The organism is Stenotrophomonas sp. MMGLT7 (genome assembly GCF_021168555.1).
Classification (GTDB): domain Bacteria; phylum Pseudomonadota; class Gammaproteobacteria; order Xanthomonadales; family Xanthomonadaceae; genus MMGLT7.
Genome location: NZ_JAJOZS010000014.1, coordinates 90203 through 113820, shown reverse-complemented (window position 1 = coordinate 113820; position 23618 = coordinate 90203). Strand labels below are relative to the sequence as shown.

The following is a 23618-nucleotide window of genomic DNA, read 5'->3' as shown; positions in this document are numbered from 1 at the left end:
GAGGGCGGCCGCACGGTCGGCGCCGGTGTAGTGGCCAAGATCATCAAGTGACGAACCGGCCCGGGCGCGCCTGCGCGCCCGGGCTTGCCGCATCGCCATCCCCGCGCAGGCGGGGATCCGGCGACTTCCGCGGGATCCATGATGACTTCCGCAAAAGGCGGCCCTCGGGCCGCCTTTTGTCGTTTCGACCAGCAGAAATTCGGATCGCCTTTTTGCTTTCGTAGGAGCGACTTCAGTCGCGATAGGGCTTTCCCGGCAGCCCTATCGCGACTGAAGTCGCTCCTGCATGGCGCGTGTCAAGGTCAGGGGGCTTGGCAGGCGAAATTTTTCTCTGTAGAATTCGCGCCCCGGCGTTCCTGGGTAGGGCGCCGGACCCACACCGCGAAAAGAGAGGCAGGAAGCCGCTCGTGTTCGCCAGACCGGGAAGGTCGCGTGGTTCGATGCGCCTGCAGCCGGAATGGCTGTTGACGTGCATTGAAGTGCGCTCTATACTTTTCCGTCTGGGCAGACCGGGTAACTGGTCTGCCCCAGTTTTTGGGCCGCAGGAAGCGGCTCGCCGCCATCCGGTTCCGGCTGGCGCGCCCGCAACACCACGATAACCGGGGCAGGCATCCCAGAGGCCTCGCCCGTCGCTCTTTTAACGAAGGAACCCACCGTCATGGCGGACCAAAAGATCCGGATCCGGCTCAAAGCGTTCGATCATCGCCTGATCGACCGTTCGGCCAGCGAGATCGTCGAGACAGCCAAGCGGACCGGCGCGCAAGTGCGTGGCCCGATCCCGCTGCCCACCAAGATCGAGCGCTACACCATCCTCGTTTCTCCGCACGTCGACAAGGACGCGCGTGACCAGTACGAGACCCGCACGCACAAGCGCGTGCTCGACATCGTCGATCCCAACGACAAGACCGTGGACGCGCTGATGAAGCTCGAGCTCGCGGCGGGCGTCGACGTGCAGATCAAGTTGACCTGAGGACTACGACCATGACGAAGAAATATTCGTTGGGCTTCGTGGGCCGCAAGGCTGGCATGAGCCGCGTCTTCACCGAAGACGGCCGCTCGGTGCCGGTCACCCTGATCGAAGCCACCCCGAACCGCGTCGCCCAGATCAAGACCGCCGAGGTCGATGGCTACAGCGCCGTGCAGGTCACCGTCGGCGCCCGCCGCGCCGCGCTGGTCAACAAGCCGGAAGCCGGCCACTTCGCCAAGGCGAAGGTCGAGGCGGGCCGTGGCCTGTGGGAGTTCCGCGTCGATGACTCGCAGCTGGGCGATTTCGCCGTCGGCGGCGAGATCAAGGCGGACATCTTCGAGGTCGGCCAGAAGGTCGACGTCCAGGGCGTCACCAAGGGCAAGGGTTTCCAGGGAACCATCAAGCGCTACAACTTCCGTATGGGCGATGCCACCCACGGTAACTCGCTGTCGCATCGCGCGCCGGGTTCGCTGGGCCAGCGCCAGACCCCGGGTCGCGTTTTCCCGGGCAAGAAGATGTCCGGCCACATGGGTGCGGTGCAGCAGAGCACGCAGAACCTGGAAGTGGTCAAAGTCGACGTCGAGCGCGGTCTGATCGCCATTCGCGGTGCCGTTCCCGGCGCAGCCGGTGGCGACGTGATCGTCCGCCCGGCGAGCAAGGCATAAGGAGAGATGACGATGGAACTCGCCATCACCGGCAGCAATAACAAGGTCTCGGTCTCCGACGCCGTCTTCGGTCGCGATTTCAGCGAGGATCTGGTCCACCAGGTCGTCGTTGCCTACCGCAACGCGGCGCGCGCCGGCACCAAGGCACAGAAGACCCGTTCGGAAGTCGCAGGCACGACCAAGAAGTCGAAGAAGCAGAAGGGCGGCGGCGCGCGTCATGGCGCGTTGACGGCTCCGATCTTCGTCGGCGGCGGCGTGACCTTCGCGGCCAAGCCGCGCAGCTTCGAGCAGAAGGTCAACCGCAAGCAGTACCGCGCGGCCATCTGCGCGATCCTGTCCGAGCTCAACCGCCAGGGCCGCATCAAGGTCGTCGAGGCCTTCGATGTCGAAGGCACCAAGACCAAGGGCCTGGTCGAGAAGCTGGCCGGCCTGGAAGTGGGCAGGCGCCCGCTGATCGTCACCGAAGAGGCCTCCGAGCATCTGTACCTGTCGGCCCGCAACCTTCCCTACGTGGAAGTGCGCGACGTGCAGGGTCTGGATCCGGTGGCGCTGGTCGGGGCCGACACGGTCGTGATCACCGCCGATGCGGTCAAGAAGGTCGAGGAGTGGCTGGCATGAGCGCCAACGAGAAAATCTTCAGCGTTCTGCGCGCCCCGCGAGTCTCCGAGAAGACCGCGCGCCTGCAGGAAGTCTCCAACCAGTACGTCTTCGAAGTCTCGAACGAAGCCACCAAGGCCGATGTGAAGGCCGCGGTCGAGCAGTTGTTCGACGTCAAGGTCCAGGCGGTCAACGTGGTCAACGTCAAGGGCAAGAACAAGTCCTTCCGTAACCGCACCGGCCGTCGCGGCGATTGGCGCAAGGCGTATGTGCGCCTGGCCGATGGCCAGTCCATCGACGTAACGGCCAAGGCCTGAGGTACATCCCATGCCATTGATGAAATTCAAACCCACCTCCGCAGGCCGTCGTTCGGCCGTGCGCGTGGTCACGCCCGACCTGCACAAGGGTGCGCCGCACGCGGCGCTGCTCGAGCCGCAGAGCAAGTCCGGCGGACGCAACAACCATGGCCGCATCACCACCCGTCACATCGGTGGCGGCCACAAGCAGCACTACCGCATCATCGACTTCAAGCGCGACAAGGAAGGCATCCCGGCGCGTGTGGAGCGGATCGAATACGATCCCAACCGCACCGCCCACATCGCCCTGCTGTGCTACGTCGACGGCGAGCGCCGCTACATCGTCGCGCCCAAGGGCCTGAAGGCCGGTGACCAGGTCATCGCCGGCGCGCACGCGCCGATCAAGACCGGCAACACCCTGCCGCTGCGCAACATCCCGGTCGGCACCACGGTGCACGGGATCGAGCTCAAGCCGGGCAAGGGCGCCCAGATCGCCCGCGCCGCCGGCGCCGGCGTGCAGCTGGTGGCCCGCGAGGGTATCTACGCCACGCTGCGCCTGCGTTCGGGCGAGATGCGCAAGGTCTCGGCCGAGTGCCGCGCCACCATCGGTGAAGTCGGCAACGTCGAGCACAACCTCGAAAAGCTGGGCAAGGCCGGTGCCAAGCGCTGGCGCGGCGTCAAGCCGACCGTCCGCGGTGCGGCGATGAACCCGGTCGATCACCCGCACGGCGGTGGTGAGGCCAAGGCCGGCCAGGGCAACCCGCATCCGGTCACCCCGTGGGGTGTCCCGACCAAGGGTTACAAGACGCGCCACAACAAGCGCACCCAGCAATTCATCGTCCGCGATCGTAGGGGCTAATCGACCATGGCACGTTCACTCAAGAAGGGCCCGTTCGTCGATCACCACCTGGTCAAGAAGGTGGAGTCCGCGGGCGGCAGCAAAAGGCCGATCAAGACCTGGTCGCGCCGTTCCATGATCCTGCCGGAGATGGTGGGTTTCACCATCGCCGTGCACAACGGCAAGAACCACGTTCCGGTGCTGGTCAACGAGAACATGGTCGGCCACAAGCTCGGCGAATTTGCCGTCACCCGGACCTTCAAGGGTCACGGTGGCGACAAGAAGTCGGGCAAGTAAGGGAGAGATGACGATGGAAGCGAAAGCAATCCTGCGCACCGCGCGCATCTCCCCGCAGAAGGCCCGCCTGGTCGCTGACCAGGTGCGTGGGCTGCCCGCCGAGCGTGCGGTCAACCTGCTGAAGTTCTCGGACAAGAAGGCTGCCCACCTGATCAAGAAGGTGGTGGAGTCGGCGATCGCCAATGCCGAGAACAATCAGGGCGCCGATGTCGACGAGCTGAAGGTCAAGACCATCATGGTTGATGAAGGTCCGACCCTGAAGCGTTTCATGGCGCGGGCGAAAGGCCGCGGTACCCGCATCCTCAAGCGCACCAGCCACATCACTGTGGTTGTGGGCGCCGGCAAGTAAAGCGGAAAGGAAAAGACGATGGGTCATAAAGTTCATCCGATTGGAATCCGCCTGGGTATCGCCAAGGACTGGAATTCCAAGTGGTACGCCAACAAGGGCGAGTTCGCCGGTTACCTGGCGGCCGACCTCAAGGTTCGCGAAATGCTGCGCAAGAAGCTGGCTCAGGCCGGCATCAGCAAGATCCTGATCGAGCGTCCGGCCAAGACCGCGCGCGTGACGATCCACACCGCCCGCCCGGGCGTGGTGATCGGCAAGCGCGGTGAGGACATCGAGAAGCTGCGCAAGGAAGTGAGCGCGATGATGGGCGTCCCGGCGCACATCAACGTCACCGAGGTGCGCCGTCCCGAACTGGACGCGCAGCTGGTCGCCGAGTCGATCGCGCAGCAGCTGGAGCGCCGCATCATGTTCCGCCGCGCGATGAAGCGTTCGGTCGGCAACGCGATGCGCCAGGGCGCGCTCGGCATCAAGATCAACGTCGCAGGCCGCCTCAACGGTGCGGAAATCGCCCGTTCGGAGTGGTACCGCGAGGGTCGCGTGCCGCTGCACACGCTGCGTGCCGACATCGACTATGGCTTCGCCGAAGCCAAGACGACCTACGGCATCATCGGCATCAAGGTGTGGATCTACAAGGGCGAGATCTTCGATTTCTCCCAGGTTGGCCAGGAAAAGCAGGACGACTCCCCGCGCGGCGATCGCCATGATCGCGGCGACCGTGGTGACCGTCCGTCGCGTCCGGCTCGTGAAGCGAGGTAACGGCAATGTTGCAACCCAAGCGAACCAAATATCGCAAGATGCACAAGGGCCGCAACGACGGCCTGAGCTGGAGCGGCAACGCCGTCAGTTTCGGCGAGTACGGACTGAAGGCCACCGCGCACGGCCAGCTGACCGCGCGCCAGATCGAGGCGGCCCGCCGCTCGATCAGCCGCTACGTCAAGCGCGGCGGCAAGATGTGGATCCGCGTGTTCCCCGACAAGCCCATCACCAAGAAGCCCATCGAAGTGCGAATGGGTTCGGGTAAGGGCAACGTCGAGTACTGGGTCGCGCAGATCCAGCCGGGCCGCATGATCTATGAAATCGAGGGCGTCCCCGAGGACGTGGCACGCGAGGCGTTCCGCCTGGCCGCTGCCAAGCTTTCGGTGACCACCACTTTCGTGACCCGGACGGTGCGCTGATGGACATCAAACAACTCCGCGAGAAGTCGGCTGACGATCTGAAGGCCCACCTGACCGACCTGCGCAAGGAGCAGTTCTCCCTGCGCATGCAGCAGGTCACCGGCCAGCTGCCGAAGACCCACGAAACCCGCCGGGTACGCCGCGAGATCGCTCGCGTCAAGACCCTGCTCGGCAGCACCAAGTAAGGACCGCCGCGATGAGCGAGAACAACGAAAGCAATGCGCTGCGCACGGTCGAAGGCCGTGTCGTCAGCAACAAGATGGACAAGACGGTTACCGTCCTGGTCGAGCGTCAGGTCAAGCACCCGCTGTACGGCAAGTACATCAAGCGCTCGACCAAGCTGCACGCCCATGACGGCGACAACGCCTGTAACGAAGGCGATGTCGTCCGCGTGACGGAGATCGCCCCGCTGTCCAAGACCAAGAACTGGCGCGTGGTGGAAATCGTCACCCGCGCGGCCGAGTAAGGGAGATCTGAATCATGATCCAGATGCAGAGCTACCTTGACGCCGCCGACAATTCCGGCGCCAAGGAACTGATGTGCATCAAGGTGCTGGGCGGCTCCAAGCGCCGTTACGCCGGCATCGGCGACATCATCAAGGTGACCGTCAAGGACGCGATCCCGCGTGGCAAGGTCAAGAAGGGCGAGGTCTACGACGCCGTCGTGGTGCGTACCCGCAAGGGTGTGCGTCGTCCGGACGGATCGCTGATCCGCTTCGACGGCAACGCCGCCGTGCTGCTGAACAACAAGCAGGAGCCGATCGGCACCCGCATCTTTGGGCCGGTCACCCGTGAACTGCGTTCCGAGAAGTTCATGAAGATCGTCTCGCTCGCTCCCGAAGTGCTGTGAGCTGAGGACACAAACATGGCTAACCGTATCAAGAAGGGCGACCAGGTCGTCGTAATCACCGGCAAGGACAAGGGCAAGCAGGGTGATGTGGTGCGTGTGGACGGCGACCGCGTGGTCGTGTCCAACGTCAACATCGTCAAGCGCCACACCAAGCCGAACCCGCAGGCAGGTGTTGCCGGCGGCGTGGTCGAGCGTGAAGCTTCGATCCATATCTCCAACGTGGCACTGCTGAACCCGGCGACGGGCAAGGGCGAGCGCGTTGGCTTCAAGGTGCTGGAGGATGGACGCAAACTGCGTGTGTTCCGCTCCAGCGGTGAGGCGCTCGACGCCTGAGGAATGATCTGATGACCTCCCGTCTCGAAAAGATTTACCAGGAAGAAGTGGTGCCGGCTCTGATGAAGAAGTTCGGCTACACCAATCCGATGGAAGTGCCCAAGCTGGTCAAGGTCACGCTCAACATGGGCGTGGGCGAGGCCGCCACCAACAAGAAGATCCTTGAGAACGCCGTGGCCGACATGGCCAAGATCGCCGGCCAGAAGCCGATCGTGACCAAGTCGCGCGTCTCGGTGGCTTCGTTCAAGATCCGCGACGGCTGGCCGATCGGCTGCAAGACCACGCTGCGCCGCGGCAAGATGTACGAGTTCCTGGACCGCCTGATCAATATCTCGCTGCCGCGCGTGCGCGACTTCCGCGGTATCTCCGGCCGTTCGTTCGACGGCCGCGGCAACTTCAACATGGGCGTGAAGGAACAGATCATCTTCCCGGAGATCGACTTCGACCAGGTCGACGCGATCCGCGGCATGGATATCGCCATCACCACGACCGCCAAGACCGACGCCGAAGCCAAGGCGCTGCTCGAGGCGTTCAAGTTCCCCTTCCGCAACTGATTCGTCGAGGAAACCACAATGGCAAAGACCTCCATGGTCAACCGCGACATCAAGCGGAAGAAGCTGGCCAAGAAGTACGCCGACAAGCGCGAGGCGCTGAAGAAGATCGTCATCAGCCCGACCGCCTCGTATGACGAGAAGGCCGAGGCCGTGACCAAGCTGTCCAAGCTGCCGCGCGACTCCTCGCCGAGCCGCCAGCGCAACCGCTGCGAACTGTCGGGCCGCCCGCGCGGCGTCTACCGCAAGTTCGGCCTGGGCCGCAACAAGCTGCGCGAAGCCACCATGCGTGGCGACGTGCCGGGCCTGCACAAGGCCAGCTGGTAAAGGAACAGCGGCTCCCGGCCCGTCCGGGAGGCGTCGAAGTGGAGCCTCCACTTCATGGCAGGAAGTCCGGCGCACACCGGGCTTCTTTGCCGTATAATGCCGCCCCTTGCCGGCGCCGCGCGCGTCCGGCGGTTGTGGCAACAGGCCCTGGCCTCACCAGGACAACACGAGATTTTCGCGAAAGCGGATATCGGTGCACTCAAAGGTACTCACTATGAGCATGACTGATCCCATCGCCGACCTGCTGGTCCGCATCAAGAATGCGGCCGCGGTTGGCAAGCCGACGGTGAAACTGCCGTCCTCCAAGATCAAGGTTTCGATCGCCGAGGTGCTGAAGGCCGAAGGCTACATCACCGACCTGCGCGTCACCCCGATCGAGAACAACAAGGCCGAGCTCGAGATCGTGCTGAAGTATTTCGAGGGCCGTCCGGTCATCGAGACGCTCAAGCGCGTTTCGCGTTCGGGCCTGCGCCAGTATCGCGGCAAGACCGAGCTGCCCAAGGTCATGGGTGGTCTGGGCGTTGCCATCATTTCCACGTCCAAGGGCATCATGACCGATGCGCAGGCCCGTCAGGCCGGCGTCGGTGGCGAAGTCCTGTGCTTCGTGGCCTAAGGGAGGAGTAAGACATGTCCCGCGTAGCCAAGAAGCCGATTTCCCTGCCGAAGGGTGTCGAACTGAACGTCCAGCCCGAGCTGGTCAGCGTCAAGGGCCCGAAGGGCACGCTGTCGCTGCCCAAGCCGGCCGGCGTCGAAATCAATATCGAGAACGGCGTTGCCACGCTGTCGGCGAACGATCCTGCCGACATCGCCATCACCGGCACCGTCCGCGCGATCCTGTTCAACATGGTGCACGGCGTCACCGAGGGCTTCGAGCGCAAGCTCGAGCTGGTCGGCGTCGGCTACCGCGCCTCGATGCAGGGCAAGGACCTGAGCCTGGCGCTCGGTTTCTCGCACCCGGTCGTGTTCCCGGCGCCGGAAGGCATCACCATCACCACGCCGAGCCAGACCGAGGTCGTGGTGCAGGGCGCCGACAAGCAGCGCGTCGGCGAGGTTGCCGCCAAGATCCGCGGTTTCCGTCCGCCGGAGCCGTACAAGGGCAAGGGCGTCAAGTACGCCGGTGAAGTCATCATTCGCAAGGAAGCCAAGAAGGCATAAGGCAGGTCCCTCTGCCAGGAGCCCGGCCATCCATGGCCGGGGATCCAACAGGTGGTATCCAGCCCAAAGTCGATCCGCTTCCGTAGGACACATACCATGAGCATCAACAAGAACATCGCCCGTCTGCGTCGCGCCAAGTCGACCCGTGCGCATATCCGCGAGCTGGGCGTGCCGCGCCTTTCGGTGCTGCGCACCGGCCAGCACCTGTATGCGCAGGTCTTCACCGCCGACGGCGCCAAGGTGATCGCCGCGGCGAACACCCTGCAGGCCGACGTCAAGGAAGGCCTGAAGAACGGCAAGAACAGCGACGCCGCCGCCAAGGTCGGCAAGCTGATCGCCGAGCGCGCCAAGGCCGCGGGCATCGAGAAGGTCGCCTTCGACCGCTCGGGCTATCGCTACCACGGCCGCGTCAAGGCGCTGGCCGACGCCGCCCGCGAGGGTGGCCTGCAGTTCTGATCCTGTCGGCGCGGGCCATGTCCGCGCCGCGCCCTGCCGATGCGGGCCGCATCGGGCGGCGCCACTCTTCTGAAGTGGCGTTCGCGGCACCGTGGTCATTCACAACCATAAGCGGCCCGAGCCGTACATATCCGACAACTCAAGGAATCAACATGGCAGAAGAGCGTGCACCGCGGGGTCGTGATCGCGACCGCAACCGCGAAGAGAAAGTAGACGACGGCATGATCGAGAAGCTGGTCGCGGTCAACCGCGTCAGCAAGACGGTCAAGGGCGGTCGCCAGTTCACCTTCACCGCGCTGACGGTGGTGGGCGACGGCGCCGGCAAGGTCGGCTTCGGTTACGGCAAGGCGCGCGAAGTGCCGGTCGCCATCCAGAAGTCGATGGAGCACGCCCGCAAGGGCATGGCCAACATCGACCTGAACAACGGCACCCTGTGGCACGAGGTCAAGGCCGGCCACGGCGCGGCGCGCGTGTTCATGAAGCCGGCTTCGGAAGGTACCGGCGTGATCGCCGGCGGTGCGATGCGCGCCGTGCTGGAAGCGGTTGGCGTGAAGAACGTGCTGGCCAAGGCGGTCGGCTCGCGCAACCCGATCAACCTGGTGCGCGCCACGCTGCGCGGCCTGGTCGAGATGCAGTCGCCTGAGCGGATCGCGGCCAAGCGCGGCAAGAAGGTGGAGGAACTCAACCATGGCTAATGAGTCCAACAAGACGGTGAAGGTCCGCCTGGTGCGTGGCCTGCGTGGAACCCAGTCGCGTCATCGCCTGTCGGTGCGTGCGCTGGGCCTGAACAAGCTCAACGATGTGCGTGAACTGAAGGACAGCCCGCAGGTGCGCGGTCTGATCAACAAGGTTCAGTACCTCGTCCAGGTTGAGGAGTAATCGACCATGACTCTGCGTCTCAATGACCTCAAGCCCGCCGACGGCGCCCGTACCGAGCGTACCCGCGTCGGTCGCGGCATCGGCTCCGGCCTGGGCAAGACCGCCGGCCGCGGCCACAAGGGTTCGTTCGCCCGCAAGGGTGGCGGCAAGATCAAGGCCGGCTTCGAAGGCGGCCAGACCCCGATGCAGCGCCGTCTGCCGAAGATCGGCTTCCGTTCCAAGATCGCCAAGGACACCGCCGAGGTGCTGTCCTACCAGCTCGACAAGCTGGATGCCGGCGAGATCGACTTCGCCGCGCTGCGTGCGGCCAAGCTGGTCCCGACCAGCGCCAAGAAGGCCAAGATCGTCAAGAAGGGCGAGCTGACCAAGGCGTTCGTGCTCAAGGGCGTGGCCGCCACGGCCGGTGCCAAGGCCGCGATCGAAGCTGCCGGCGGCAGCGTGCAGGAGTAATAGCAAGATGGCGCAAGCTGGCATCGGAAATCTCGCTGCAGGCGCCGGCAAGTTCACTGAACTTCGCCAGCGTCTGCTGTTCGTCCTCGGGGCGTTGATCGTCTACCGCATCGGCTGCTACGTGCCGGTGCCGGGCGTCAATCCCGATGCCATGCTTGCGCTGATGCAGAACCAGGGCGGCATCGTCGACATGTTCAACATGTTCTCCGGTGGCGCCCTGCATCGCTTCAGCATCTTCGCGCTGAACGTGATGCCGTACATCTCCGCGTCGATCGTGATGCAGCTGGCGGTGCACATCTTCCCGTCGCTGAAGGCGATGCAGAAGGAAGGCGAGTCCGGCCGGCGCAAGATCACCCAGTACTCGCGCCTGGGCGCGGTGCTGCTGGCGGTGGTGCAGGGCGGCAGCATCGCCCTCGCGCTGCAGGGACAGACCTCTCCGGGCGGCGCCCCGGTGGTGTACGCGCCGGGCATGGGCTTCGTGCTCACCGCGGTGGTGGCGCTGACGGCCGGCACGATCTTCCTGATGTGGGTCGGCGAGCAGGTCACCGAGCGCGGCATCGGCAACGGTGTGTCGCTGATCATCTTCGCCGGCATCGTCGCCGGCCTGCCGAGCGCGGTGATCTCCACGGTCGAGCGCTTCCGCGACGGCGAGCTGAGCTTCATCGCGCTGCTGCTGATCGTGATCACGGTGCTGGCCTTCACCGCGTTCGTGGTGTTCGTCGAACGCGGGCAGCGGCGAATCACGGTGAACTACGCGCGCCGCCAGGGCGGCCGCAGCGCGTACATGAACCAGACCTCGTTCCTGCCGCTCAAGCTGAACATGGCCGGCGTGATTCCGCCGATCTTCGCTTCCAGCATCCTGGCGTTCCCGGCCACGCTGTCGATGTGGTCGGGCCAGGCGACCTCGGCCACCTGGCTGCAGCGCATCGCCAATGCCCTGGGCCCGGGCGAGCCGCTGCACATGATCGTGTTCGCGGGGCTGATCGTGGGTTTCGCGTTCTTCTATACCGCGTTGGTGTTCAACTCGCAGGAAACCGCCGACAACCTGAAGAAGTCGGGTGCGCTGATCCCGGGTATCCGTCCGGGCAAGGCGACCGCCGACTACGTCGACGGCGTGCTGACGCGGCTGACCGCGGCCGGTTCGGTGTACCTGGTGATCGTGTGCCTGCTGCCGGAAGTGCTGCGCACGCAGATGGGTGCCTCGTTCTACTTCGGCGGTACGTCGCTGCTGATCGCGGTGGTGGTGGTGATGGACTTCATCGCGCAGATCCAGGCGCACCTGATGTCGCACCAGTACGAGAGCCTGCTGAAGAAGGCCAACCTCAAGGGCGGTTCGCGCGGCGGCTTCGCCCGCAACTGACCTGTTACAATTCGAGCTTCCTGATGTGAAGGCGCTTCCGGTTCCCGGAAGCCTGTCCTTCCGAAATGAAGGGCGGCCCGTGCAGCGGTCTCGTGCGCGGGTGTGGTGGAGTGGTCCTGCGCTGGAGTAGCGCGGGCGGACCGCAAGGGCGACATGGCCTTCGCGGACCAACGACATCCGGCGCCGGAGCATGGGCACACTCCCCATGCCGGGTCCGTGGAACTTGAATGTTCCATGGGCTTCCAAGTAACCCGAGACCTTGCTACAATTCAAAGTTCACTTTTTGATCCATCCTGCCGGATGGCGCCGTGTGTGCGCTGTCGGGCCATCACTCAGTTGGAGAACCGCGTCATGGCGCGTATTGCAGGCGTCAACCTGCCAGCCCAGAAGCACGTCTGGGTCGGGTTGCAAAGCATCTACGGCATCGGCCGTACCCGCTCGAAGAAGGTCTGCGAAGCCGCAGGCGTGGCTTCGACCACCAAGATCCGCGACCTGTCGGAGCCGGAAATCGAACGGCTGCGCCTGGAGATCGGCAAGTACATCGTCGAGGGCGATCTGCGCCGTGAAATCGGCATCGCCATCAAGCGTCTGATGGACCTGGGCTGCTACCGCGGCCTGCGTCACCGCCGTGGCCTGCCGCTGCGCGGCCAGCGCACCCGTACCAACGCCCGCACCCGCAAGGGCCCGCGCAAGGCGATCAGGAAGTAAGGGACAGATATCATGGCCAAGCCAGCTGCTGCTAAAACCAAGAAGAAGATCAAGCGCGTCATCACCGACGGCGTCGCCCACGTCCACGCTTCTTTCAACAACACCATCGTCACCATCACCGACCGCCAGGGCAACGCGCTGTCGTGGGCCACTTCGGGCGGCGCGGGTTTCCGCGGTTCGCGCAAGTCGACCCCGTTCGCCGCCCAGGTCGCCGCAGAGAAGGCCGGCCGCGCCGCGCTGGACTACGGCGTGAAGTCGCTGGAAGTGCGTATCAAGGGTCCGGGTCCGGGCCGCGAGTCGGCCGTACGTTCGTTGAACAACGTCGGCTACAAGATCATCAACATCATCGACGTGACGCCCATCCCGCACAACGGATGCCGTCCGCCGAAGAAGCGTCGCGTCTGAGGAGCTGAAGAGAAATGGCTCGTTATATTGGTCCTACCTGTAAGCTCGCCCGCCGCGAAGGCGTCGATCTTTCCCTCAAGAGCCCGGCGCGTGCGCTGGACTCCAAGTGCAAGCTGGAGCAGAAGCCCGGCCAGCACGGCGCCACCGCCCGCAAGGGCAAGCTGTCCGACTACGCCACCCAGCTGCGCGAGAAGCAGAAGGTCAAGCGTATCTACGGCCTGCTGGAGCGCCAGTTCCGCAACTACTACAAGAAGGCCTCGACCAAGAAGGGCAACACCGGCGAGAACCTGCTGCAGCTGCTGGAAACCCGCCTGGACAACGTCGTCTATCGCATGGGCTTCGCCGTGACCCGTCCGGCCGCGCGCCAGCTGGTCAGCCACCGCGGCGTGCTGGTCAACGGCAAGTCGGTGAACCTGGCCTCGTACCAGGTCAAGGCCGGCGACGCGATCGAGCTGTCCGAGAAGGCGCAGAAGCAGATGCGCGTGCAGGAAGCCCTGACCGTGGCCGAGCAGCACGACCTGAACCCGTCGTGGGTCGAGGTGGATTCGAAGAAGTTCAGCGGCGTGTTCAAGGCCGTGCCGGATCGCGCCGACCTGCCTTCGGACATCAACGAAGCGCTGATCGTCGAGTTGTATTCGAAGTAATTCACATTGGAGAGCCTCCGGGTCGCACCGGAGGTTCGCAGGAGACCCCGCAACATGACGGTTACCGCCAACCAGGTTCTGCGCCCTCGCGGTCCGCAGATCGAACGCCTTACCGACAACCGCGCCAAGGTCGTGATCGAGCCCTTGGAGCGCGGTTATGGCCACACCCTGGGCAATGCCCTGCGCCGCGTGCTGCTGTCCTCGATCCCGGGCTTCGCCATCACCGAGGTCGAGATCGACGGCGTGCTGCACGAGTACACCACGGTCGAGGGTCTGCAGGAGGACGTGCTGGAAGTCCTGCTGAACCTCAAGGATGTCGCCATCCGCATGCACAGCGGCGACAGCGCCACGCTGTCGCTGTCCAGCCAGGGGCCGGGCACGGTCACTGCCGCCGACATCAAGACCGACCACAACGTCGAGATCCTCAATGGCGATCACGTGATCTGCCATCTGACCAAGGATGCGGCGCTGAACATGCGCCTGAAGATCGAGCGTGGCTTCGGCTACCAGCCGGCGGCCGCGCGCCGTCGCCCGGACGAGGAGACCCGCACGATCGGCCGGCTGATGCTGGACGCCTCGTTCTCGCCAGTCCGCCGCGTCGCCTATTCGGTCGAGGCCGCCCGCGTCGAGCAGCGCACCGACCTGGACAAGCTGGTGCTGGACATCGAGACCAACGGCACGATCGATGCCGAGGAAGCCGTGCGCACCGCCGCCGACATCCTCAGCGACCAGCTGTCGGTATTCGGTGACTTCACCCACCGCGACCGCGGTGCGCCCAAGCCGGCCACCGGCGGCGTGGATCCGGTGCTGCTGCGCCCGATCGACGACCTGGAGCTGACGGTGCGTTCGGCCAACTGCCTGAAGGCCGAGAGCATCTACTACATCGGCGACCTGATCCAGAAGACCGAGGTCGAGCTGCTCAAGACCCCGAACCTGGGCAAGAAGTCGCTCACCGAGATCAAGGAAGTGCTCGCCCAGCGCGGCCTTTCCCTGGGCATGAAGCTGGAGAACTGGCCGCCGGCCGGCGTCGCCCAGCACGGCATGCTCGGCTGATGATGCAGTAAACCTGTTCCTCGCGCGGGCCCGGCCCGCGCGAGGGCAGGCGTGAAGAGCAGGGTGCAGCCGGCGCGAGCCGCTGCAACCCCGCCGACGTCGACGGACCGAAGGTCCGCGGCGCCAGCCGGCCAGGGAGTGCCGGCTTTGGGCCATCCGCAGTCCACTACCAGCGCCAGGACGGCGACAGCGAAGCACAGCAGTTCCAACATTCACAGATAGGAATCCCTTCCCATGCGCCACCAGAAATCCGGACGCAAGTTCAACCGTACCAGTGCCCACCGCGAAGCGATGTTCAAGAACATGGCCGCCTCGCTGTTCAAGCACGAGCTGATCAAGACCACGCTGCCCAAGGCCAAGGAGCTGCGTCGCGTCGCCGAGCCGCTGATCACCATCGCCAAGGTCGACGGCGTCGCCAATCGCCGCCTGGCCTTCGCGCGCCTGCGCGACAAGGAAGCGGTGGGCAAGCTGTTCGTCGAGCTGGGCCCGCGCTACCAGAGCCGTCCCGGCGGCTACCTGCGCATCCTCAAGTGCGGCTTCCGTGCCGGCGACAATGCGCCGATGGCGTATGTCGAGCTGGTCGACCGCCCGGCCGTGGCCGAGGAAGTGGCGGAGTAATCGCCCACGTTCGCGGCTGCATCGGCGAGGCCCGGCACATGCCGGGCCTTTCTGTTGGTGTCGCCGGGCCAGGGAGCGACAGCGGGGTTCGACATCGTGCGGCGATGGTCGATAATGCGACGCTGTTCCGTTCGAGTACCTCCGATGAACCCGTTCCGCTGGGGCTTCCGGGTCCAGTTCCTGCTCGGCTTCCTGATCTGCGCCGCCTTGCTGGGCTATGCGGTGTTCCTGCAACTGCACGACGGCCTGGAACCCTGTCCCAAGTGCATCCTGCAGCGCATCGCGTTCGCGGCGCTGGGGCTGGTATTCCTGCTCGGTGCGCTGCACGGGCCGCGGCGCCCGCCGGCGCGCAGGGTCTACGCGATCCTGGCATTGATCCCGGCGCTGGCCGGCATCGGCGTCGCCGGCCGCCACGTGTGGATCCAGGTGATGCCGCAGGACGCGATGGCCTCGTGCGGTCCGCCGCTGAGTTTCCTGCGCGAGACGATGGGGCCGCTGGAGGTGCTGCGCACCGTCCTCACCGGCAGCGGCGATTGCGGCACGATCGACTGGCGTTTCCTTGGCATGACGATGCCGATGTGGAGCCTGGCCTGGTTCGTCGCGCTGGCGCTGTGGGCGCTGTACGCCGGCTTCCGCGCGCGCAAGCAACGATTGATGTACTGAGGCGGCGTGCCGTCGCGTCCTTTCCCCCTTCCGCTGCCGGACACCCCGCAATGAAAGCATCCGTTTCGTCCCATGCCCGCCCCGAAGCCGCGACCGCGCCGTGGGCGCCGGACAGCTGGCGCGGCAGGACCGCGTTGCAGATGCCGGTGTATCCGGACCCGGCCGCGCTGGAGGCGAGCCTGCAGGAGCTGCGGGAGCTGCCGCCGCTGGTGACGTCCTGGGAGATCTTCGCGCTGAAGAAGCAGCTGGCCGAGGCGCAGGAGGGCCGGCGCTTCCTGCTGCAGGGCGGCGACTGCGCGGAGAAGTTCGACGACTGCGGCTCGGCCACGATCACCAACCGGCTCAAGGTGCTGCTGCAGATGAGCCTGGTGCTGGTCTACGGCCTGCAGATGCCGGTGACGCGGGTGGGCCGCTTCGCCGGCCAGTACGCCAAGCCGCGCTCGGCCGACAACGAGACGCGCGATGGCGTGACCCTGCCCAGCTTCCGCGGCGACGTGGTCAACGCGCCGCAGTTCACCGCGCAGGCGCGGGTGCCCGACCCGCAGCGGATGATCACCGCGCACTCGCGCTCGGCGCTGACGATGAACTTCGTGCGGGCGCTGATCGATGGCGGCTTCGCCGACCTGCGCCATCCCGAGTACTGGAACCTGAGCTGGGTGGGCTGCTCGCCGCTGGCGGTGGAGTACCAGCGCATGGTGGCCTCGATCGGCGATGCGGTGAACTTCATGGAGACGCTCGCCGGCGGCGAGGTGCACAACCTCAACCGGATCGACTTCTACACCTCGCACGAGGCCTTGCTGCTGCCCTACGAGGAAGCCCTGACCCGGCAGGTGCCGCGGCAGTGGGGCTGGTTCAACCTGAGCACGCACTACCCGTGGATCGGCATGCGTACCGCCGCGCTCGACGGCGCCCATGTCGAGTACCTGCGCGGGGTGCGCAACCCGATCGCGATCAAGGTCGGACCTTCGGTGCAGCCGGACCAGCTGCTGCGGCTGATCGACGTGCTCAATCCCGAGGACGAGCCGGGGCGGTTGAGCTTCATCCACCGCATGGGCGCGGCGCAGATCGCCGACAAGCTGCCGCCGCTGCTGGACGCGGTCAGGCGCGACGGCCGCCGCGTGCTGTGGGTGTGCGATGCGATGCACGGCAACACCGAGAGCACCGCCAACGGCTACAAGACGCGGCGCTTCGACAACATCCTCAACGAGGTGGAGCTGTCGTTCGACCTGCACGCCGCCGCCGGCACCCGCCTGGGCGGCGTGCACCTGGAGCTGACCGGCGAGGACGTGACCGAGTGCACCGGCGGCGCGCGCCAGCTCACCGAGCGCGACCTGGAGCGCGCCTATCGCTCCACCGTGGACCCGCGCCTGAACTACGAGCAGTCGCTGGAGATCGCCATGGCGATCGTGCGCAAGCGCGGCCGCGACCGGCTGGCGCCGCCGCTTGCCTGAGGATCCTCGCGGCGTCGAACGACGCCGCGATCATCGTGGTTGCGGCATGCTTGAGGGCCGTGTTGCCCGACAGGAGGCCGTGCCTTGAACTACGACTGGGAGATTTTCCGCGCCTACGCCCTGCCGATCGGCGGCGCGCTGGCCTGTGGCCTGCTCGCCTGGTGGCTGCTGCTGTCGCTGGCCCGGCGCATGGAGGGGCGCGACTACCGGCGCGCGCGCATCGTGCGCGTGGTCAGCGTGCCGCTGGCCTTCGCGGTGCCGGCACTGCTGCTGATCTCCGCGCTCGAGGCGACGCCGCTGGAAGGGCGGATGCTGGAGATGTCGATCCATACGCTGCGCATCTTCATGGTCGGCTGCCTGACCTGGCTGCTGGTGCGTGCGGTGGCCGCCGGCGAGGCCGCGATCCTGCGCAGCTATCCGATGGAGGTGGCCGACAACCTGGAGGCGCGGCGCATCCAGACCCAGACCCGGGTGCTGAGCCGGGTGCTGATGGGGACGATCATCCTGATCGGCTGCTCGCTGGTGCTGCTGACGTTCCCGGCGGTGAGGCAGATCGGCACCACGCTGCTGGCCTCGGCCGGCATCATCGGCCTGGTCGCCGGTATCGCCGCCAAGCCGGTGTTCGGCAACCTGATCGCCGGGCTGCAGATCGCGCTGACCCAGCCGATCCGGCTGGACGACGTGGTGATCGTGGAAGGCGAGTGGGGGCGGATCGAGGAGATCGGCAGTTCCTACGTGGTGGTGCGGATCTGGGACGAGCGGCGGATGATCGTGCCGCTGACCTGGTTCATCGAGAACCCGTTCCAGAACTGGACGCGCCGCAGCGCCGACCTGCTGGGCACGGCGTTCCTGTGGCTGGACTACCGCACGCCGATGGGCGAGGTGCGTGCCGAACTGGAGCGCATCTGCCGCGGCGAGCAGCTCTGGGACGGGCGGGTGTGCGTGACCCAGGTGACCGAGACCAGCGAGACCACCATCCAGGTGCGCCTGCTGGTGAGCGCGCGCAACTCGGGCGATGCCTTCGACCTGCGCTGCATCGTGCGCGAGCGCATGATCGACTTCCTGGTCCGCCAGCATCCGTATGCGCTGCCGCGGCTGCGCGCGCAGATCGCCTCGCAGGACGATGGCGAGGACACGCCGGCACGGCCGATGCGGCGGCTCGATCCGAAGGCGATGCGTTCGCCCGGTGCGGAGGACGGCGAGCCGGCGATCATGCCGGCTTCCGGCGGCGAGTCCTGAGAGGCGATCCGCGGCCGTCGCGGTCCTTGCAGCAGCGATGCGACCCGTAGGAGCGACTTCAGTCGCGATGTGGTCTTACCGGTGAGGCCCGATCGCGACTGAAGTCGCTCCTACGGTTGCTCGAGGGGGAGGGCGGGCCCGGGGCCGCCGCACGCCGCTCGCGCAGCTGGCCATATGCAACCGGTGCCCGTGCCGCCGGCCCGTGGCGCCGTCACCGCACCCGTCAGGGCAGAGACCCTGCTGCGGTGGGAAGAGGCCACCCCGTGGCGCTGGAGTGGCCGGTGCGCGAAAAGACCGCTGCTCCTACAGGGGGCCTGCGGCGACGGCGGCCGGTGGGACCGGCAGCGTGGGCAGGAAGCGCGGCGGCTTGCGTGCCTGCGTCAGCTGCTCGTAGGCGTAGCCCAGTTCGATCAGCCGCGGTTCGCTCCAGGCCGTGCCCATGAACAGCAACCCGAGCGGCAGGCCGTTGCTGAAGCCCATCGGCACGCTCAGGCTGGGATAGCCGGCCACGGCGGCGGCGCCATAGCCGCCGCCGGGGAAATCGTCGCCATCGATGGGGTCGGTGCGCCAGGCCGGGCCCGTGGTCGGCGCGACCAGCGCATCCAGCTTCTGGGCCTGGAGCGCCGCGTCGATGCCTTCCGGGCCGGCCAGGCGCCGGGCCAGCGTGCGCGCGCGGATATAGCCGGGATCGGCCAGCCCGCCGGTGGCCTGGGCCTGCTCGAACAGTTCCTGGCCGAAGTGCGGCATCTCGCGCTCCGCGTGCTCGCGGTTGAAGGCGATCAGCTCGGCCAGGGTAGCCATGGGAGCGCGATGGCCGGCCAGGTAGCGTTCCACGCCGGCCTTGAACTCGTGCAGCAGCACCTGCAGTTCGGCCTCGTCCCATTGCCCCTGGGTCGGGATGCGCGCCTCGACCACGGTGGCGCCGGCATCGCGCATGGCCTGCACCGCCGCGTGCATCTGCAGCGCGATGACCGGGTCGTCCTCGAGCGCGTTGCGCAGCACGCCGATGCGCGCCCCGCGCAGCGCGTCGGGGTTCAGGCGGGCGACGTAGTCGTACACCGCGCGGCCGGGCATGGCGGCGGTCGCGGGGTCGGATTCGTCGCGGCCGGCCATGGCGGTGAGCAGCGCGGCCGCGTCGGCCACGCTGCGTGCCATCGGGCCGGCGGTGTCCTGGCTGAAGGAGATCGGGATGATGCCGTCGCGGCTGACCAGGCCCACGGTCGGCTTCAGGCCCACCAGCCCGTTGACCGCGGCCGGGCAGACGATGCTGCCGTCGGTCTCGGTGCCGATGCCGGCGGCGGCGAGGTTGGCCGATACCGCCGCGGCGGTGCCGGAACTGGAGCCGCAGGGATTGCGGTCCAGCACGTACGGGTTGCGCGTCTGCCCGCCGCGCGCGCTCCAGCCGGAGGTGGAGCGGGTCGAGCGGAAATTGGCCCATTCGCTGAGGTTGGTCTTGCCCAGGATCACCGCGCCGGCCGCGCGCAGGCGCTGCACCAGGAAGGCGTCCTCGGCCGGGCGGAAGCCGGCCAGGGCCAGCGAGCCGGCGCTGTTGCTCATCGGCGTGGCGTCGATGTTGTCCTTGAGCAGCAGCGGGATGCCGTGCAACGGGCCGCGGATGCGCCCGCTGCGCCGTTCCTCGTCGCGCTCGGCCGCTTCCTTCGCGGCATCGGGATTGATCTCGATGATCGCGTTCAGGCGCGGGCCGGCGCGGTCGATCAGGGCGATGCGCTGCAGGTAGGCGCGGGTCAGGGTCACGCTGTCCAGTTCGCCATTGCCCATGTGTGCCTGCAGTTCGGCGATGTCGGTCTCGGCGTAGGGGAAGTCGTACTGGTCGGCCGCCGGTTCCGGCGCCACGGCGCTGGGCGGGGTGGCATGGACGGCCTGGCTGCCGACCATCATCGCGGCGATCGCGAGCAGCAGGGCCAGTGTCGCGTCAATGCGCAAACGCCGGCGCTGCACTTGCCCCGGATCCGCCTCTCCGCGTTGCAGGCCTTGCCAGGACGGCCGGTCCTGGCGGCGGTCTGCGCCCTGCGCGGCGAACCGATGGCCGCGCGCAGGACCGGCATCTGGGCGCTGACGCGACAGTAGGCACATGGCACGGTTCCATCCGGTGGGATGGAGTCAGGTTAGGACGGGGCGTCCGTCGCCGGCAAGCGGTGCAGGAGTCGAGGGGGAGGCTTTGCGCCGACATGCAGCCGTGCGCGGAGGTGGCGAGGCGCTGCTCAGCGCGCGCTGCGGTGTCGCCGGAAGATGTCGCGTGCCAGCACCGCCACCACCAGCAGGTTGATCGCCAGCACGCTCCACGCCGGCCAGCCGGGGTGGCGGACGATGGCGTAGATGTCGAACGGCAGGTACAGCGCGGCGGTGGCACAGCCCAGCCACGAGGCCCAGACCCTGGCGCGCCACAGGCCCCAGGCCTCGAGCAGGTGCAGCAGGCCATAGCCGAGCATGCCGGCGGCGGCAAGATGAACCGCGCCGGGATTGATCATGGCCAGCAGCGAGGGCAGGGCGCCGTGGTCCGGATCCAGGTGGAAGCGGGCAATGAGGTGGTCCACTGCATGGCGCAGCGGTTGCGGACCGACCAGTTCCAGGCCGCTGGCGGCGAGTACCGCCAGCAGGCCCTTGGCCGCCTCGAGCAGGGCGACCAGGTGCAGGCCCGGATGCGCGTGCGGATCCGGGTTGTACGGTTTCCTGGTCACCTCGTCGGCGGGCAGGCGATCAACCGCCGCGCGAGGCGCGCTTGCGCTCGTTCTCGGTCAGGAACTTCTTGCGCAGGCGGATTTCCTTGGGGGTGATCTCGACCAGCTCGTCGTCGTCGATGAAGTCCAGCGCCTGTTCCAGCGAGAACTTGATCGCCGGGCTGAGCTGGATCGCATCGTCCTTGCCGGAGGCGCGCATGTTGGTCAGCGGCTTGGTCTTGATGGCGTTGACGGTCAGGTCGTTGTCCTTGGAGTGGATGCCGACCAGCTGGCCTTCGTACACGTTGTCGCCCTCGGCGGCGAACAGCTTGCCGCGTTCCTGCAGCGGCCCCAGCGAGTAGGCGGGGGTGGCGCCCGGCGCATTGGCGATCATCACGCCGTTGGGACGCTTGGCGATGGCGCCCTGTTCCTTCGGGCCGTAGTGGTCGAACACGTGGAACAGCAGGCCCGAGCCCTGGGTCAGGGTCTTGAACTCGTTCTGGAAGCCGATCAGGCCGCGCGCCGGGATTTCGTAATCCAGGCGCACGCGGCCCTTGCCGTCGGGCTCCATGTTCTTGAGCTGGCCCTTGCGGATGCCGAGCTTCTCCATCACGCCGCCCTGGTGGGTCTCCTCCACGTCGATGACGAGCTGCTCGATCGGCTCCATCAGCTGGCCGTCGATCTCCTTGATGATCACTTCCGGGCGCGACACCGCCAGCTCGTAGCCCTCGCGGCGCATGTTCTCGATCAGCACCGACAGGTGCAGCTCGCCGCGGCCGGAGACCAGGAACTTGTCGGCGTCCTCCAGCTGCTCCACGCGCAGGGCGACGTTGTGCACCTTCTCGCGGTCCAGCCGGTCCTTGAGCTGGCGGCTGGTCAGGAACTTGCCGCCGGACAGGTCCTTGTTGCCGGCGAACGGCGAGTTGTTGACCTGGAAGGTCATCGAGATGGTCGGCTCGTCCACGGTCAGCGCCGGCAGCGCCTCGGGGGTGTCCAGCGCGCACACGGTGTCGGAGATGGTCAGCTCCTGGATGCCGGAGATGGCGACGATGTCGCCGGCCTCGGCCTCTTCCTGCTCGATCCGCTCAAGGCCGAGGAAGCCCAGCACCTGCAGGACCTTGCCCTGGCGCTTCTTGCCCTCGCGGTCGATCACCGACACCGGCATGTTCTTCTTCAGCTTGCCGCGCTGGATGCGGCCGATGCCGATCACGCCGACGAAGTTGTTGTAGTCCAGCTGGCTGATGCGCATCTGGAACGGGCCGTCCGGGTCCACCGCCGGCGGCGAGACGTGCTTCATGATGGCCTCGTACAGCGGCGTCATGTCGCCTTCGCGGGCGTTCTCGTCCAGCGAGGCGTAGCCGTTCAGCGCCGAGGCGTAGACGATCGGGAAGTCCATCTGCTCCGGGGTGGCGCCGAGGCGGTCGAACAGGTCCCACACCTGCTCCACCACCCATTCCGGGCGCGCGCCGGGGCGGTCGATCTTGTTGACCACCACGATCGGCTTGAAGCCCATCGCGAACGCCTTCTGCGTCACGAAGCGGGTCTGCGGCATCGGCCCGTCCATCGCATCGACCAGGATCAGCACCGAATCGACCATCGACAGCACGCGCTCGACCTCGCCGCCGAAGTCGGCGTGCCCGGGAGTGTCGACGATGTTGATGCGGTTGCCGTTCCAGTTGATGGCGGTGTTCTTGGCCAGGATGGTGATGCCGCGTTCCTTTTCCTGGTCGTTGCTGTCCATCACGCGCTCGCCGACCTGCGCGCGCTCGCTGAAGGTGCCTGACTGCTTGAGCAGCTGGTCGACAAGGGTGGTCTTGCCGTGGTCGACGTGGGCGACGATGGCGATGTTGCGAAGGTTTTCGATGGACATGCGTGAAGTGGGCTGCCGGAACGGGCGCCTGGCCTGGACTGTAGGGAGAAGCCGACCATTATAACTGCTTCCGGCCCCGTGCGGCCGGGCCTGCGCGGCGGGGCGGCGGACGGGCCGAAGGCACCCGGATCAGACCATCGGAGCAGATGGGCCGCCGTGGCGCCGGTGTATCCTAGGCGGCCATTGTCCAGCTCCCGCAATCGCAAGGATCCCATGTCCCTGACCGCCACTTTCGACACCGCCCGCGGCCCGATCAAGATCGAGCTCTACCCCGACAAGGCACCGCTGACGGTGGCCAACTTCGTCAACCTGGCCAAGCGCGGCTTCTACGACGGACTGAACTTCCACCGCGTGATCGCCGACTTCATGATCCAGGGCGGCTGCCCGGAAGGCTCAGGCCGCGGCGGCCCCGGCTACCGCTTCGAGGACGAGACCGACAACGGCGTGCGCCACGAGCGCGGCGTGCTGTCGATGGCCAATGCCGGCCCCAACACCAACGGCAGCCAGTTCTTCATCACCCACGTCGCCACGCCGTGGCTGGACGGCAAGCACACCGTGTTCGGCAAGGTGGTCGAGGGCCTGGACGTGGTCGATGCCGTCGCCCAGGGCGATGCCATCAACAAGGTGACGATCGAGGGCGACGCCGATGCCGCGCTGGCGGCCAAGGCCGACCGCGTCGCCGAGTGGAACAAGATCCTGGCCGCCTGATCCGTACGCGCCGGCACGTTAGCTTTCAGGCCGCGGGCAT

34 protein-coding genes are annotated in these 23618 nt (G+C 66.6%); 31 read left to right on the top strand and 3 right to left on the bottom strand.

From position 1 onward, the window contains the following. The first annotated feature begins 658 nt into the window (after positions 1–658). The 30 genes from rpsJ (at position 659) to LRX76_RS15515 (ending at position 18322) form a co-directional block, all read left to right on the top strand. On the top strand, positions 659–970 hold the full coding sequence (gene rpsJ, locus LRX76_RS15660; RefSeq protein WP_010341589.1) for a 30S ribosomal protein S10: 312 nt from the start codon (positions 659–661) through the stop codon (positions 968–970). An 11-nt stretch (positions 971–981) separates the two neighbouring features. Further along, positions 982–1632, top strand: coding sequence for a 50S ribosomal protein L3 (gene rplC, locus LRX76_RS15655; protein WP_231806554.1), 651 nt, complete (start codon positions 982–984; stop codon positions 1630–1632). Positions 1633–1644: 12 nt separating this feature from the next. Next, a complete protein-coding gene (gene rplD, locus LRX76_RS15650) occupies positions 1645–2250 on the top strand; it encodes a 50S ribosomal protein L4 (RefSeq protein ID WP_231806553.1) in 606 nt (201 codons plus the stop codon). Then, positions 2247–2546 carry a 50S ribosomal protein L23 gene (gene rplW, locus LRX76_RS15645; RefSeq protein WP_231806552.1) on the top strand — a complete coding sequence of 100 codons (300 nt, stop codon included), beginning with the start codon at positions 2247–2249 and terminating at the stop codon, positions 2544–2546. Before rplD ends, rplW begins: the two co-directional genes overlap by 4 nt. Before the next feature lie 10 nt (positions 2547–2556). Next, positions 2557–3384 carry a 50S ribosomal protein L2 gene (gene rplB, locus LRX76_RS15640; protein ID WP_231806551.1) on the top strand — a complete coding sequence of 276 codons (828 nt, stop codon included), beginning with the start codon at positions 2557–2559 and terminating at the stop codon, positions 3382–3384. 6 nt (positions 3385–3390) lie between these two features. Further along, a complete protein-coding gene (rpsS, locus tag LRX76_RS15635; protein WP_231806550.1) occupies positions 3391–3660 on the top strand; it encodes a 30S ribosomal protein S19 in 270 nt (89 codons plus the stop codon). A 13-nt stretch (positions 3661–3673) separates the two neighbouring features. Continuing rightward, positions 3674–4009 (top strand): 50S ribosomal protein L22, encoded by a 336-nt coding sequence (gene rplV, locus LRX76_RS15630; protein ID WP_132866034.1) that lies wholly within the window; start codon positions 3674–3676, stop codon positions 4007–4009. 18 nt (positions 4010–4027) lie between these two features. Beyond that, entirely contained in the window at positions 4028–4762 is a 735-nt protein-coding gene (gene rpsC / locus LRX76_RS15625) for a 30S ribosomal protein S3 (protein WP_231806549.1), read from the top strand. A gap of 5 nt (positions 4763–4767) precedes the next feature. Further along, positions 4768–5181, top strand: coding sequence for a 50S ribosomal protein L16 (gene rplP, locus LRX76_RS15620; protein WP_231806548.1), 414 nt, complete (start codon positions 4768–4770; stop codon positions 5179–5181). Continuing rightward, a complete protein-coding gene (rpmC, locus tag LRX76_RS15615; protein ID WP_017355413.1) occupies positions 5181–5366 on the top strand; it encodes a 50S ribosomal protein L29 in 186 nt (61 codons plus the stop codon). Before rplP ends, rpmC begins: the two co-directional genes overlap by 1 nt. 11 nt (positions 5367–5377) lie before the next feature. Further along, positions 5378–5647, top strand: coding sequence for a 30S ribosomal protein S17 (rpsQ, locus tag LRX76_RS15610; protein WP_231806547.1), 270 nt, complete (start codon positions 5378–5380; stop codon positions 5645–5647). 14 nt (positions 5648–5661) lie between these two features. Then, positions 5662–6030, top strand: a complete 369-nt coding sequence (gene rplN, locus LRX76_RS15605) for a 50S ribosomal protein L14 (protein ID WP_013535986.1) — start codon at positions 5662–5664, stop codon at positions 6028–6030. A 15-nt stretch (positions 6031–6045) separates the two neighbouring features. Beyond that, the gene (gene rplX, locus LRX76_RS15600) at positions 6046–6363 is read left to right on the top strand and encodes a 50S ribosomal protein L24 (RefSeq protein ID WP_231806546.1); all 318 of its coding nucleotides are present in this window, start codon (positions 6046–6048) and stop codon (positions 6361–6363) included. Between the two features lie 11 nt (positions 6364–6374). Further along, complete coding sequence (gene rplE / locus LRX76_RS15595; RefSeq protein WP_231806545.1) at positions 6375–6917, top strand: 50S ribosomal protein L5; 543 nt, start codon at positions 6375–6377, stop codon at positions 6915–6917. 18 nt (positions 6918–6935) lie between these two features. Next, entirely contained in the window at positions 6936–7241 is a 306-nt protein-coding gene (gene rpsN, locus LRX76_RS15590) for a 30S ribosomal protein S14 (RefSeq protein WP_231806544.1), read from the top strand. Positions 7242–7455: 214 nt separating this feature from the next. Next, a complete protein-coding gene (gene rpsH, locus LRX76_RS15585) occupies positions 7456–7854 on the top strand; it encodes a 30S ribosomal protein S8 (protein ID WP_231806543.1) in 399 nt (132 codons plus the stop codon). A gap of 14 nt (positions 7855–7868) precedes the next feature. Beyond that, on the top strand, positions 7869–8396 hold the full coding sequence (gene rplF, locus LRX76_RS15580) for a 50S ribosomal protein L6 (protein ID WP_231806542.1): 528 nt from the start codon (positions 7869–7871) through the stop codon (positions 8394–8396). Positions 8397–8492: 96 nt separating this feature from the next. After that, positions 8493–8852: a 50S ribosomal protein L18 gene (gene rplR, locus LRX76_RS15575; RefSeq protein ID WP_231806541.1), complete on the top strand. Its 360-nt coding sequence runs from the start codon at positions 8493–8495 to the stop codon at positions 8850–8852. Positions 8853–9004: 152 nt separating this feature from the next. Further along, positions 9005–9547: a 30S ribosomal protein S5 gene (gene rpsE / locus LRX76_RS15570; protein WP_231806540.1), complete on the top strand. Its 543-nt coding sequence runs from the start codon at positions 9005–9007 to the stop codon at positions 9545–9547. Then, positions 9540–9731, top strand: a complete 192-nt coding sequence (rpmD, locus tag LRX76_RS15565; RefSeq protein ID WP_005408214.1) for a 50S ribosomal protein L30 — start codon at positions 9540–9542, stop codon at positions 9729–9731. Before rpsE ends, rpmD begins: the two co-directional genes overlap by 8 nt. Before the next feature lie 6 nt (positions 9732–9737). Next, positions 9738–10181: a 50S ribosomal protein L15 gene (gene rplO / locus LRX76_RS15560; RefSeq protein ID WP_231806539.1), complete on the top strand. Its 444-nt coding sequence runs from the start codon at positions 9738–9740 to the stop codon at positions 10179–10181. A gap of 7 nt (positions 10182–10188) precedes the next feature. After that, on the top strand, positions 10189–11541 hold the full coding sequence (gene secY / locus LRX76_RS15555; RefSeq protein ID WP_231806538.1) for a preprotein translocase subunit SecY: 1353 nt from the start codon (positions 10189–10191) through the stop codon (positions 11539–11541). A gap of 351 nt (positions 11542–11892) precedes the next feature. After that, positions 11893–12249, top strand: coding sequence for a 30S ribosomal protein S13 (rpsM, locus tag LRX76_RS15550; protein ID WP_231806558.1), 357 nt, complete (start codon positions 11893–11895; stop codon positions 12247–12249). A gap of 12 nt (positions 12250–12261) precedes the next feature. Further along, a complete protein-coding gene (gene rpsK, locus LRX76_RS15545) occupies positions 12262–12654 on the top strand; it encodes a 30S ribosomal protein S11 (RefSeq protein WP_231806537.1) in 393 nt (130 codons plus the stop codon). Between the two features lie 14 nt (positions 12655–12668). Further along, positions 12669–13298, top strand: a complete 630-nt coding sequence (gene rpsD, locus LRX76_RS15540; RefSeq protein WP_231806536.1) for a 30S ribosomal protein S4 — start codon at positions 12669–12671, stop codon at positions 13296–13298. 54 nt (positions 13299–13352) lie between these two features. Next, a complete protein-coding gene (rpoA, locus tag LRX76_RS15535) occupies positions 13353–14351 on the top strand; it encodes a DNA-directed RNA polymerase subunit alpha (RefSeq protein ID WP_231806535.1) in 999 nt (332 codons plus the stop codon). Positions 14352–14585: 234 nt separating this feature from the next. Continuing rightward, complete coding sequence (rplQ, locus tag LRX76_RS15530; RefSeq protein WP_231806534.1) at positions 14586–14969, top strand: 50S ribosomal protein L17; 384 nt, start codon at positions 14586–14588, stop codon at positions 14967–14969. Between the two features lie 144 nt (positions 14970–15113). Further along, complete coding sequence (locus LRX76_RS15525) at positions 15114–15632, top strand: disulfide bond formation protein B (protein ID WP_231806533.1); 519 nt, start codon at positions 15114–15116, stop codon at positions 15630–15632. Between the two features lie 50 nt (positions 15633–15682). Beyond that, complete coding sequence (locus tag LRX76_RS15520) at positions 15683–17083, top strand: 3-deoxy-7-phosphoheptulonate synthase class II (protein WP_231806532.1); 1401 nt, start codon at positions 15683–15685, stop codon at positions 17081–17083. An 84-nt stretch (positions 17084–17167) separates the two neighbouring features. After that, complete coding sequence (locus LRX76_RS15515; RefSeq protein ID WP_231806531.1) at positions 17168–18322, top strand: mechanosensitive ion channel family protein; 1155 nt, start codon at positions 17168–17170, stop codon at positions 18320–18322. A 303-nt stretch (positions 18323–18625) separates the two neighbouring features. Here the strand turns inward: LRX76_RS15515 and LRX76_RS15510 are convergent, their stop codons facing one another. From LRX76_RS15510 to typA, 3 genes are all read right to left on the bottom strand, one after another. Continuing rightward, a complete protein-coding gene (locus tag LRX76_RS15510; RefSeq protein ID WP_231806557.1) occupies positions 18626–20221 on the bottom strand; it encodes an amidase in 1596 nt (531 codons plus the stop codon). 323 nt (positions 20222–20544) lie between these two features. Further along, positions 20545–21021 carry a DUF2127 domain-containing protein gene (locus tag LRX76_RS15505; RefSeq protein WP_231806530.1) on the bottom strand — a complete coding sequence of 159 codons (477 nt, stop codon included), beginning with the start codon at positions 21019–21021 and terminating at the stop codon, positions 20545–20547. A 19-nt stretch (positions 21022–21040) separates the two neighbouring features. Then, positions 21041–22870, bottom strand: a complete 1830-nt coding sequence (gene typA / locus LRX76_RS15500) for a translational GTPase TypA (protein WP_231806529.1) — start codon at positions 22868–22870, stop codon at positions 21041–21043. A gap of 213 nt (positions 22871–23083) precedes the next feature. Between typA and LRX76_RS15495 the strand changes: the two genes are divergently transcribed. Continuing rightward, complete coding sequence (locus tag LRX76_RS15495) at positions 23084–23578, top strand: peptidylprolyl isomerase (protein WP_231806528.1); 495 nt, start codon at positions 23084–23086, stop codon at positions 23576–23578. Positions 23579–23618: the final 40 nt, after the last annotated feature.

Coding starts and splice junctions, on each gene's coding strand:
- rpsJ (WP_010341589.1), top strand. CDS start 659: ATGGCGGACCAAAAGATCCGGATCCGGCTCAAAGCGTTCGATCATCGC.
- rplC (WP_231806554.1), top strand. CDS start 982: ATGACGAAGAAATATTCGTTGGGCTTCGTGGGCCGCAAGGCTGGCATG.
- rplD (WP_231806553.1), top strand. CDS start 1,645: ATGGAACTCGCCATCACCGGCAGCAATAACAAGGTCTCGGTCTCCGAC.
- rplW (WP_231806552.1), top strand. CDS start 2,247: ATGAGCGCCAACGAGAAAATCTTCAGCGTTCTGCGCGCCCCGCGAGTC.
- rplB (WP_231806551.1), top strand. CDS start 2,557: ATGCCATTGATGAAATTCAAACCCACCTCCGCAGGCCGTCGTTCGGCC.
- rpsS (WP_231806550.1), top strand. CDS start 3,391: ATGGCACGTTCACTCAAGAAGGGCCCGTTCGTCGATCACCACCTGGTC.
- rplV (WP_132866034.1), top strand. CDS start 3,674: ATGGAAGCGAAAGCAATCCTGCGCACCGCGCGCATCTCCCCGCAGAAG.
- rpsC (WP_231806549.1), top strand. CDS start 4,028: ATGGGTCATAAAGTTCATCCGATTGGAATCCGCCTGGGTATCGCCAAG.
- rplP (WP_231806548.1), top strand. CDS start 4,768: ATGTTGCAACCCAAGCGAACCAAATATCGCAAGATGCACAAGGGCCGC.
- rpmC (WP_017355413.1), top strand. CDS start 5,181: ATGGACATCAAACAACTCCGCGAGAAGTCGGCTGACGATCTGAAGGCC.
- rpsQ (WP_231806547.1), top strand. CDS start 5,378: ATGAGCGAGAACAACGAAAGCAATGCGCTGCGCACGGTCGAAGGCCGT.
- rplN (WP_013535986.1), top strand. CDS start 5,662: ATGATCCAGATGCAGAGCTACCTTGACGCCGCCGACAATTCCGGCGCC.
- rplX (WP_231806546.1), top strand. CDS start 6,046: ATGGCTAACCGTATCAAGAAGGGCGACCAGGTCGTCGTAATCACCGGC.
- rplE (WP_231806545.1), top strand. CDS start 6,375: ATGACCTCCCGTCTCGAAAAGATTTACCAGGAAGAAGTGGTGCCGGCT.
- rpsN (WP_231806544.1), top strand. CDS start 6,936: ATGGCAAAGACCTCCATGGTCAACCGCGACATCAAGCGGAAGAAGCTG.
- rpsH (WP_231806543.1), top strand. CDS start 7,456: ATGAGCATGACTGATCCCATCGCCGACCTGCTGGTCCGCATCAAGAAT.
- rplF (WP_231806542.1), top strand. CDS start 7,869: ATGTCCCGCGTAGCCAAGAAGCCGATTTCCCTGCCGAAGGGTGTCGAA.
- rplR (WP_231806541.1), top strand. CDS start 8,493: ATGAGCATCAACAAGAACATCGCCCGTCTGCGTCGCGCCAAGTCGACC.
- rpsE (WP_231806540.1), top strand. CDS start 9,005: ATGGCAGAAGAGCGTGCACCGCGGGGTCGTGATCGCGACCGCAACCGC.
- rpmD (WP_005408214.1), top strand. CDS start 9,540: ATGGCTAATGAGTCCAACAAGACGGTGAAGGTCCGCCTGGTGCGTGGC.
- rplO (WP_231806539.1), top strand. CDS start 9,738: ATGACTCTGCGTCTCAATGACCTCAAGCCCGCCGACGGCGCCCGTACC.
- secY (WP_231806538.1), top strand. CDS start 10,189: ATGGCGCAAGCTGGCATCGGAAATCTCGCTGCAGGCGCCGGCAAGTTC.
- rpsM (WP_231806558.1), top strand. CDS start 11,893: ATGGCGCGTATTGCAGGCGTCAACCTGCCAGCCCAGAAGCACGTCTGG.
- rpsK (WP_231806537.1), top strand. CDS start 12,262: ATGGCCAAGCCAGCTGCTGCTAAAACCAAGAAGAAGATCAAGCGCGTC.
- rpsD (WP_231806536.1), top strand. CDS start 12,669: ATGGCTCGTTATATTGGTCCTACCTGTAAGCTCGCCCGCCGCGAAGGC.
- rpoA (WP_231806535.1), top strand. CDS start 13,353: ATGACGGTTACCGCCAACCAGGTTCTGCGCCCTCGCGGTCCGCAGATC.
- rplQ (WP_231806534.1), top strand. CDS start 14,586: ATGCGCCACCAGAAATCCGGACGCAAGTTCAACCGTACCAGTGCCCAC.
- LRX76_RS15525 (WP_231806533.1), top strand. CDS start 15,114: ATGAACCCGTTCCGCTGGGGCTTCCGGGTCCAGTTCCTGCTCGGCTTC.
- LRX76_RS15520 (WP_231806532.1), top strand. CDS start 15,683: ATGAAAGCATCCGTTTCGTCCCATGCCCGCCCCGAAGCCGCGACCGCG.
- LRX76_RS15510 (WP_231806557.1), bottom strand. CDS start 20,221: ATGATGGTCGGCAGCCAGGCCGTCCATGCCACCCCGCCCAGCGCCGTG.
- typA (WP_231806529.1), bottom strand. CDS start 22,870: ATGTCCATCGAAAACCTTCGCAACATCGCCATCGTCGCCCACGTCGAC.
- LRX76_RS15495 (WP_231806528.1), top strand. CDS start 23,084: ATGTCCCTGACCGCCACTTTCGACACCGCCCGCGGCCCGATCAAGATC.